This window comes from Pseudoduganella danionis (assembly GCF_009720775.1).
Classification (GTDB): Bacteria; Pseudomonadota; Gammaproteobacteria; order Burkholderiales; family Burkholderiaceae_D; genus Rugamonas; species Rugamonas danionis.
Window position 1 is genome coordinate 622533 of the sequence record NZ_WNKW01000003.1, and the last position, 9075, is coordinate 631607.

8 protein-coding genes are annotated in these 9075 nt (G+C 62.1%); 3 read left to right on the plus strand and 5 right to left on the minus strand.

Annotated features, from left to right (window positions below; all coding sequences use genetic code 11):
* The first annotated feature begins 14 nt into the window (after positions 1-14).
* The gene (locus GM655_RS14375) at positions 15-1502 is read left to right on the plus strand and encodes a response regulator (protein WP_196308769.1); all 1488 of its coding nucleotides are present in this window, start codon (positions 15-17) and stop codon (positions 1500-1502) included.
* Here GM655_RS14375 and GM655_RS14380 read toward each other — a convergent pair.
* From GM655_RS14380 to GM655_RS14400, 5 genes are all read right to left on the minus strand, one after another.
* Complete coding sequence (locus GM655_RS14380) at positions 1471-2694, minus strand: DUF7379 domain-containing protein (RefSeq protein ID WP_155435321.1); 1224 nt, start codon at positions 2692-2694, stop codon at positions 1471-1473. The two genes, GM655_RS14375 and GM655_RS14380, sit on opposite strands and share 32 nt — an antisense overlap.
* Before the next feature lie 43 nt (positions 2695-2737).
* Positions 2738-3259 carry a gluconokinase gene (locus tag GM655_RS14385; protein WP_229632573.1) on the minus strand — a complete coding sequence of 174 codons (522 nt, stop codon included), beginning with the start codon at positions 3257-3259 and terminating at the stop codon, positions 2738-2740.
* Entirely contained in the window at positions 3256-4284 is a 1029-nt protein-coding gene (gntR, locus tag GM655_RS14390; RefSeq protein WP_155435322.1) for an HTH-type transcriptional regulator GntR, read from the minus strand. The genes GM655_RS14385 and gntR overlap by 4 nt, the downstream gene beginning before the upstream one ends.
* Before the next feature lie 63 nt (positions 4285-4347).
* Complete coding sequence (locus GM655_RS14395) at positions 4348-4866, minus strand: DUF4124 domain-containing protein (protein WP_196308770.1); 519 nt, start codon at positions 4864-4866, stop codon at positions 4348-4350.
* Between the two features lie 6 nt (positions 4867-4872).
* Complete coding sequence (locus GM655_RS14400) at positions 4873-5580, minus strand: SOS response-associated peptidase (protein ID WP_155435323.1); 708 nt, start codon at positions 5578-5580, stop codon at positions 4873-4875.
* Between the two features lie 121 nt (positions 5581-5701).
* Between GM655_RS14400 and guaB the strand changes: the two genes are divergently transcribed.
* Both guaB and guaA read left to right on the plus strand, forming a co-directional pair.
* Positions 5702-7174, plus strand: a complete 1473-nt coding sequence (gene guaB / locus GM655_RS14405) for an IMP dehydrogenase (RefSeq protein WP_155435324.1) — start codon at positions 5702-5704, stop codon at positions 7172-7174.
* A 64-nt stretch (positions 7175-7238) separates the two neighbouring features.
* Positions 7239-8849, plus strand: coding sequence for a glutamine-hydrolyzing GMP synthase (gene guaA, locus GM655_RS14410; protein ID WP_155435325.1), 1611 nt, complete (start codon positions 7239-7241; stop codon positions 8847-8849).
* Positions 8850-9075: the final 226 nt, after the last annotated feature.

Sequence of the window (9075 nt, forward strand, 5' to 3'; positions counted from 1 at the left end):
AAAGGGAGGCGCCCTTGGGCCAGCCGACAATATTGGTAGTCGATGATTTTGCCGTGATGCGCGATCTGGTGGTGCACCAGCTCAAGCTGCTGGGCATGACGGATGTGCACACGGCCAGTAATGGCGAGGACGCCTTGAAGCTGCTGGCCGGGCGCAGTTTTTCACTGGTGCTGTCCGACTGGTCCATGCCGGGCATGAGCGGGCTGGATCTGCTCAAGCAGGTGCGCAGCACGCCTGCACTGGCGCGCCTGCCTTTCATCTTGGTGACGGCCGAAATCCAGCGCGAGAAAGTGGCAGCGGCCATCGAGGCCAAGGTCAGCGATTTTCTGCTCAAGCCGTTCCGGCCAGATGAACTGGAACGGCGCATTCAGGCTGCGCTAGGCGGCCAGCGTCTGGCCCCGCCAGTGACCGCCGCAGCGCCGCAAGCTGCTCCCGCGCAGCGCCAGACCGTGCTGGTGGTGGATGATACGCCAGCCAATCTGACGCTGGTGGGCGGACTGCTGCGCGACGATTATCAGGTCAAGCTGGCTGCGCGCGGCGACAAGGCGTTGCAGCTGTGCGCCAGCAGTGCCCCCGATCTGGTGCTGCTGGATCTGATGATGCCGGAGATGGATGGCTTCGAAGTATGCCGCCGCCTCAAGGCCGATCCGGCTACGGCTCATATCCCCGTGATATTCCTCACCGCCGTCAGTGATGCCAGTCGCACGGTGGAAGGGCTGGCGCTGGGCGCCGTCGATTACGTCAGCAAGCCGATCGAACCGATGATTCTGAAGGCGCGCGTGGCCACGGCCCTGCGCACGGCGCGCGACCGCGAGAATCTGCGTGCCCAGTTCGATCTGGCGCTGGAGAATGCGCGCTTGCGCGAAGAGGTGGAACGCATCACCCGCCACGACCTGCATAATCCGCTGGCAGCGATTATCGGCATGAGCAGCGCCATGCTGCTGGAAGGTCCGCTGAACGAAACCCAGAACCGCCAGCTGGTGGCAATCGAACGCACGGCCAACGATATGCTGGACATGCTCAAGCTGTCGGCGCTGCTGCTGCGCATGGAAGCGGGCGACTATCGCCCCGAACCCCATCCGGTTGATCTTGCGGCGCTGCTGCAGCGGGTGGCCGACGAGAGTCGCGGCATCTGCGTGGGGCGGCATATCAGCATCGTGCTGGAACTGGGCGCAGCGCGCAGCGTGGCGGGCAACCAGCTGCTGCTGTACTCCATGCTGCACAATCTGGTGCGTAATGCCACCGAGGCCAGTACGGCGGGCGATACGGTGCGCATCACGCTGGCTGCCGATGGCGAGATCCGTATCCATAACCGTGCGGCCGTACCGGAACCGATGCGGGAACGCTTCTTCGAAAAATATGCCACCTCGGGTAAGGAGAACGGCAGCGGTCTGGGGACGTATTCGGCGCGCCTGATTACCGAGGCCCACGGCGGCAGCATCGCCATGACCACCTCGGACGTGGATGGCACTACGCTGGCGATCGTACTGCCTGCAAAATGAATTTGCGCATGGCGGGCTGGCGGAAGAATTCCGTATGCCAGACTTCGCTCTGGCGCTTTTGCGGCGTGCCGAAGTCGAGCAGATGGTCGGCGGCCGGTGCGGCTTCCGGCAGCAGCACGCTGTCGTAGGGAACGATCACATCGTTGTCGGCGGAGATCAGCAAATGATTGATCAGCGCGCCCGTCTGTTCCAGCGCCGAGCCGCCGTAGGCAAAATCGGCGCGCGCGTAGTAGACCTTGGCCGCTGCCAGCAGGCTGCTGCCGGTGGCTAGCTGGGCCTGCAGTGCCGACTGGCTGGCCAGTGCGGCGATGCTGGGTCGTTGTAGGCCTTGATTCAGCACCAGCCTTGCCAGTGCGATCACCAAATCGAGCCCCAGCGCGCCGCTGATGGTGGCCAGCATGGCGGCGATATTCAGAAAACTTTGTACATCGGCCGGCTGGGCCAGTGGCGTGCCCTGATTGGCTGCAGCCACGAAGATGGCCTTGTCCACGCTGGCGATGCGGCCCTGGCGGGCGCTGCGTACGGCGGCCAGCGTGCTGTCCTGCGTGGCCTCGGTCAGCAGGCTGCGCACCACCAGCCCGCCACGGCTGTGGCACAGCATGTCGAGCTGCCATTGCCCGTCGGCTGGCAGCAGTTGCAGCAGATCGAGCGCATTCTGCTGCGGCGTCTTGGCGATGGTCCAGTGATCATAGCCGTACACCTGGCCCTGATAGTGTTCGACCAGTGTGGACAGCGTGCCGTCGCGCTCCAGTTCGCAGAATGCGCCTTCGCTGCTGCTGCAGATGCCATGCACCATCAGCAGCACTTTGCGGCCGCGCGCACCGGCCAGATCCTGCGCCGTGGCAGGCTGCTGCCAGCCGGCACCCAGCTTGAGCAGGCGTTCCGGCTTGCTGTGGCTTTCCATGGTTTCTATCATGCCCTGCGTAATCTCCTCGCGCACACGCAGGGCGGCATGCACCAGCCAGTCCATGGCGGAAGCGGGTGCGCTATCGAGCTGGGGCGCGCGATGACCGGGAAAGATGAACTGGATACAGCCGGTATCCTTGTTGCGCACGATATTGAGGTTGCCATCGGCGATCTGGGCCGCGCTGAGCGGCATGCTGATGGCGGCCAGCGTCAGCGGCGGACGCACGATGTCGCGCGCCGCATCGTTGAGCGCGCGCTGCAGCTGCTCTTGCTTGGTGAGATTCATGGCGTCCTCCCGCGCTGCGGTAGTAGTGCCAGTCTAGGCGTATTTAAGAGGATGCTGCGCCGGATTGCATCAATATCGCCTGCACCAGCTGTTCGGTGCTGTGGCGGATGTCGAGCACCAGTCCGGCCTCGTCCGCTTCCAGCGGTTGCAGGGCCGCCAGCTGGCTGGCTAGCAGGCTGGGCGGCATGAAATGGGCGTTGCGGCCGGCCATGCGCTGGGCCAGCAGTGCCGCTTCGCCATGCAGGTGGGCAAAGCGCAGCGCAGGATCGGCCTGACGCAGGCGGTCACGGTAAGCGCGCTTGAGTGCCGAGCAGGACAGCACGTAGCCGCCATGCTGCTGGCGAACGCGGCGGATTTCGTCGCCCAGTGCGCCCAGCCAGTCGGCACGGTCGGCATCGCTGAGGGCGATGCCGGAACTCATGCGGGCAATATTGGCCGGCGAATGGAAGGCATCGCCTTCGATGAAAGGGCATTGCAGCGCGTGCGCCAGTTGCTGGCCCACGGACGACTTGCCGCTGCCGCTGACGCCCATGACTACCCAGCTGCGGGCGACAGGCTGGCTCATGCGCTCTCGCGCGCCATCAGCGTGAAGCCGAGGTCGATGTGGCGGGCCGGCGGCGTTTCGCCTTTGATGAGCGAGCGCAGCAGCGTGGCCGCTTCGAAGCCGATGCGGTAGCGTGGCGTGCTGATGGTGGTCAGGGTGGGATTCATCCACGCCGAGGCGGGCAGGTCGTTGAAGCCGCAGATGGCCAGCTGGTCGGGGATGCTCAGGTGACGCCGCTGGGCCTGGAACACGGCACCCTGGGCCAGATCGTCGTTGCAGCAGAAGATGGCGTCGCAATCGGGCGATTGTTCCAGCATGCGGTCCAGCAGGGCGGCGCCTAGGGCGATGGTGGAGGGCTGGGTCACCATCACTTCCAGCTCGGGCGCAGCCAGCCCCGCTTCCTGCATGGCCTGACGGTAGCCGTCGGCCCGGCGCAGCGTGCGCTCGTCCAGCTGGGCACCCATGAAACCGATGCGGCGGTAGCCACGGCTGATCAGGTAGCGCGTCATGGTCTGGCCGGCGGCAAACTGGGAAAAACCGACCGATGGCTGCTCGTCGGCGCCGGCCAGATCCATCATGGAAACCAGCGGCATGGGGCTGCCTGCCAGCAGTTGCTGCACGCGCGGGCAGGGGCTCAGGCCCGTCAGCAGCATGCCATCGGGGGCTGACTGCAGATAGGTGGTGATCAGTTTTTCTTCCTCGCGCTCGGAATAGCGGGTATTACCGATCAGGATCTGGTAATCATCGCCTTCCAGCGCATCTTCGATACCGGCCAGCACTTCGGTGAACACGGCGTTCGACAGCGACGGCACCAGTACGGCGATGACCTTGGACTGGGACGAGGCGAGCGCGCGGGCGGCGCGGTTGGGCACATAGCCGAGTTCGGCGACAGATTGCAGTACGCGGTCGCGCAGAGGCTGCGAAACCAGGCCGGGCTGGGTCAGCGCGCGGGATGCCGTCATGGTGGCAACCCCGGCGTGCCGTGCAACCATGGCCAAGGTGATACGTCCGCTGGCGCGGCCCTTGTTAAAGGTAGGCTTGAGCATGTCTGGTTGCGAAGAAAAAGGATCGCGACATGATACGGCAGCTTGCCCCATTTGCAACAGGGGCTATTTGCAACCGGCCAACACTTTACGGTTGTTTTTTTCCTGTTCTAGCTTTTCCGCGTCCGTCATGAAGTACCGTTCGCCGTTTTTATCGTAAGTTGCGATGCGAATACCATCATTCAGTGCTTGCTGATTCTTTCTGGCAATATCGCAATTGGCGGCGATGGCGGCCCGCTGGCGCGCCTCGTCGGCCGCTTTACCGGCCGCCTGCCGGGCTTCCGTCTGGCGCCGGTTGAAATCAGCATTGCGCTCGGTCAGCGTGGGTGTGCTGGTCTGCGCCGGCGCCGCTTCCTCGGCCGGTGCGGCATCGGGATTGAAAGCAGTCTTGCCCGGCGCCTTGAGGATGCGCTTTTCCGGCACACTGGGCGGCGGTGGCCGGTCCGAGAGCTGTTTTACGCCTTTTTCGTCCAGCCACATGTATTGGGCCCATGCTGGTACCACGCTGCCTAGCAGGCACAAGCCACCCAGAATTACGAGTACCTGAGGGCGCCATGGTGTGGAGGTTTTGATAATTTTTTTCATGGTGTATCAGAAGTCCAGCGTTAAATTGCCTTGTTGGGTGGCGGTTTGTTCCGTTGTGGCGGGCTTGGCTCTGGGCGCCAGCGGTTCCGGCCATGCGCGTAGCTGTTCGGCCGGATACGGACGCACAAAGCTGCGCGCGTACTCGGGATTGCGGCAGTCCAGCCATTCGTCCCATTCTGCCTGCTGCAGCAGTATCAGTGCGCGTTTTTCCTCGCCGGGACGGTGGAAGCGGCGCATCAACGGGTGTTCATCGGCATTCATGGTGAGCTGGGTGAACGAGTGTTGCAGGCCGGCGTCGGTCTGCCACGCGCGCCACAGGCCCGCAGCCGCCAGCAGGCTGCCATCGGCTGCGCCTATGCCCCAGCGCACGGCCTTGCCCGATTCATAGTTGGGCTCATAGAACGCCGTCATGGGCACCAGACAGAGCTGGCTGTGCTGCCACGCGGTCGAGAAGGAGCGCAACTGGCCCACTGTTTCGATCCGGGCATTCATGGTGTCGAATGGCCGCACGCCGGCCGGTATGCGCTCGCGCGGCACCATGCCATAGCTGGCCAGCAGGCCCTCATGCTGCCCGTTGACGCCGCGCCGGACGATGGGGGCAGGGTAGTCCTTCCATGTTTCACCACGCCAGAACCCGCTGTCATGCAGGTCGATTACCACGCCCATGACGGCTTCTAGCAGGGCAGGGTCGGGCGGTCGGAAATTCACACACATACGGCATACTTTCGAACGGGATGAAGGCTAATGATAGCGCTTTCACGGCAAGGTGCGAGGAAGTTGCAGACAGAATGCGCCATTTTCTGTATAATCTGCTTTTGCGCCTATAGGAAATGCTATGCGTCTACTCCAAAAAGCACTCACGTTCGATGACGTGCTGCTCGTCCCCGCGTATTCGAATGTTCTGCCTGCCGATACGTCTCTCAAAACCCGTTTGACCCGTAATATCAGTCTGAATATCCCGCTGCTGTCGGCTGCGATGGATACGGTGACCGAAGCCCGTCTGGCCATCGCGATGGCACAGGAAGGCGGCATCGGTATCATCCACAAGAACCTGAGCCCCAAGGATCAGGCGCGCGAAGTTGCTCGCGTCAAGCGTTTTGAAGCCGGTGTGCTGCGTGACCCGATCACGATTCCGCCGACCATGAAAATCCGCGACGTGATTCAGTTGACCGAGCAGTATGGCATTTCCGGTTTCCCTGTGGTGGAAGGCAAGGAAGTAGTCGGCATCATCACCAACCGCGACCTGCGTTTCGAGCGTGAGCTGGACGCTGAAGTACGCGCCAAGATGACCCCGCGCGACAAGCTGGTGTACGTGAAGGAAGGCGCCGAAGGCGCAGACCGCGACGAAGCCAAGCGCCTGATGAACAAGCACCGTCTCGAACGCGTACTGGTGGTGAACGATGCGTTTGAACTGCGCGGCCTGATCACCGTGAAAGACATCCAGAAGTCGACCTCGCACCCGATGGCATCGAAAGACTCGCAGGGCAAGCTGCTGGTTGGCGCTGCCGTTGGCGTCGGTGCCAAGGATGAAGAGCGTATCGAACTGCTGGTCGCTGCCGGCGTGGACGTGCTGGTGGTGGATACCGCCCACGGTCACTCGCAAGGCATACTTGACCGCGTGAAATGGATCAAGACCAAGTTCCCGCAGGTAGACGTCATCGGCGGCAACATCGCTACCGCTGCTGCTGCGAAAGCGCTGGTAGAACATGGTGCCGATGCAGTCAAAGTCGGTATCGGTCCCGGCTCGATCTGCACCACCCGTATCGTCGCTGGTGTGGGCGTACCGCAGATTACCGCCATCTCCAATGTGGCCGAAGCGCTGGAAGGCACGGGCGTACCATGTATCGCTGACGGCGGCATCCGCTACTCGGGCGATATTTCGAAAGCGCTGGCAGCCGGTGCATCGACCGTGATGATGGGCTCCATGTTCGCCGGTACCGAAGAAGCGCCGGGCGAAGTGATCCTGTATCAGGGCCGTTCCTACAAGTCCTACCGTGGCATGGGTTCGCTGGGCGCGATGTCGGATGGTTCGGCCGACCGCTACTTCCAGGACGCTGCCATGAAGGCCGACAAGTTCGTGCCGGAAGGTATCGAAGGCCGCGTTGCCTACAAGGGCAGTGTGCTGGCCATCATCTTCCAGCTGGTGGGCGGCGTGCGCCAGTCCATGGGCTACTGCGGTTGCGCCACCATCGAAGAACTGCGTAACAAGGCCGAATTCGTCGAGATCACCTCGGCCGGTATGCGCGAATCGCACGTACACGACGTACAAATCACCAAGGAAGCGCCGAACTACCGTTCGGGCGACTAAGCTCCTTGCAACGCCGGCCGTGTGGCCGGCGTTTTTCTATTGTTGACCTCTTCTGCACATATCCATGCACTCTAAAATCCTCATTCTCGATTTCGGCTCCCAGGTAACCCAGCTGATCGCACGCCGCGTGCGTGATGCCGGTGTGTTCTCGGAAGTCTACCCTTACGACGTTAGCGACGAATTCGTGCGCAACTATGGCGCCGCCGGTGTGATCCTGTCGGGCAGCCACAGCTCCACGCTGGAAGGCGACGCGCCACGCGCGCCGGACGCCGTGTTCGAACTGGGCGTACCAGTGCTGGGTATCTGCTACGGCATGCAGACCATGGCAGCCCAGCTGGGCGGCAAAGTGGAAAACGGTAAAGTTCGCGAATTCGGCTACGCCGAAGTGCGCGCGCGTAGCCACACCAAGCTGCTGGACGGCATCAACGACTTCGTCACCGACGAAGGCCACGGCATGCTGAAGGTCTGGATGAGCCACGGCGACAAAGTGCTGGAAATGCCACCGGGCTTCGTACTGATGGGGAATACCCCGAGCTGCCCGATCGCCGCGATGGCGAACGAAGAGAAACGCTTCTATGGCGTGCAGTGGCACCCTGAAGTCACCCACACGGTGCAGGGCAAGGCCATGCTGGGCCGCTTCGTACACGAAATCTGCGGCTGCAAATCGGACTGGAACATGCCTGATTACATCAGCGAAGCCGTCGAGAAGATCCGCGCGCAAGTGGGCAAGGATGAAGTGATACTGGGTCTGTCGGGTGGCGTGGATTCGTCCGTGGCTGCGGCGCTGATCCACCGCGCGATTGGCGATCAGCTGACCTGCGTCTTCGTCGATCACGGCCTGCTGCGTCTCGACGAAGGCAAGATGGTGATGGATATGTTCTCCAAAAACCTCGGCGTGAAAGTGATCCGCGTCGATGCCGAAGCCCAGTTCATGGGCCATCTGGCCGGCGTGGCCGATCCTGAACAAAAGCGCAAGATCATCGGCCGCGAGTTCGTTGAAGTGTTCAATGCCGAATCGGGCAAGCTGACCAGCGCCAAATGGCTGGCGCAGGGCACCATCTATCCGGACGTGATCGAGTCCGCAGGCAAGGGCAAGAAAGGCCAGACCATCAAGAGCCACCACAATGTGGGCGGCCTGCCTGAACACATGAAGCTGCAGTTGCTGGAACCGCTGCGCGAACTGTTCAAGGATGAAGTGCGCAAGCTCGGTGTGGCGCTGGGTCTGCCGCATGACATGGTGTACCGCCATCCATTCCCTGGCCCTGGCCTCGGTGTGCGTATCCTCGGCGAAGTGAAGAAGGAATATGCCGACCTGCTGCGCCAGGCCGATGCGATCTTCATCGAAGAACTGCGCAATACGCCGTATGAAGCCGTAGTAGTGCCGGGCTTCGATCAGGACAGCGTACCGGCCAACTGGTACGAAGCGACCAGTCAGGCATTCGCCGTGTTCCTGCCGGTGAAATCGGTAGGCGTGATGGGCGACGGCCGTACCTACGAATACGTGGTGGCGCTGCGTGCCGTACAGACGCAGGACTTCATGACGGCACACTGGGCGCACCTGCCGCACGCGCTGCTGGGCAAGGTATCGAACCGCATCATCAACGAAGTACGCGGCATCAACCGTGTGGTCTACGATATCAGCGGCAAACCGCCAGCGACCATCGAGTGGGAATGATGTGATGACGAGCAGGGCCTGACTCTGCTCGGGGCATAGTAGCAAAAGAGCCTCTGATCTTTGAACTGAACCCCTAAAGTTGGACGCCAACTTTAGGGGTTTTTCATTGGCGAAGTACACAATGCAGTTCAAGTTGGAGGTTGTCCAGCGATACCAGGCCGAAGGGATCGGCTTTAAATCCTTAGGGCGACTGTATGGCATAGACGGTGCCATGGTTAAACGCTGG

Excerpts from the sequence above, each read along its gene's own strand:
- gntR (WP_155435322.1), bottom strand. The coding sequence starts at position 4,284 with ATGCTCAAGCCTACCTTTAACAAGGGCCGCGCCAGCGGACGTATCACC.
- guaA (WP_155435325.1), top strand. The coding sequence starts at position 7,239 with ATGCACTCTAAAATCCTCATTCTCGATTTCGGCTCCCAGGTAACCCAG.
- GM655_RS14380 (WP_155435321.1), bottom strand. The coding sequence starts at position 2,694 with ATGAATCTCACCAAGCAAGAGCAGCTGCAGCGCGCGCTCAACGATGCG.
- GM655_RS14395 (WP_196308770.1), bottom strand. The coding sequence starts at position 4,866 with ATGAAAAAAATTATCAAAACCTCCACACCATGGCGCCCTCAGGTACTC.
- guaB (WP_155435324.1), top strand. The coding sequence starts at position 5,702 with ATGCGTCTACTCCAAAAAGCACTCACGTTCGATGACGTGCTGCTCGTC.
- GM655_RS14400 (WP_155435323.1), bottom strand. The coding sequence starts at position 5,580 with ATGTGTGTGAATTTCCGACCGCCCGACCCTGCCCTGCTAGAAGCCGTC.
- GM655_RS14385 (WP_229632573.1), bottom strand. The coding sequence starts at position 3,259 with ATGAGCCAGCCTGTCGCCCGCAGCTGGGTAGTCATGGGCGTCAGCGGC.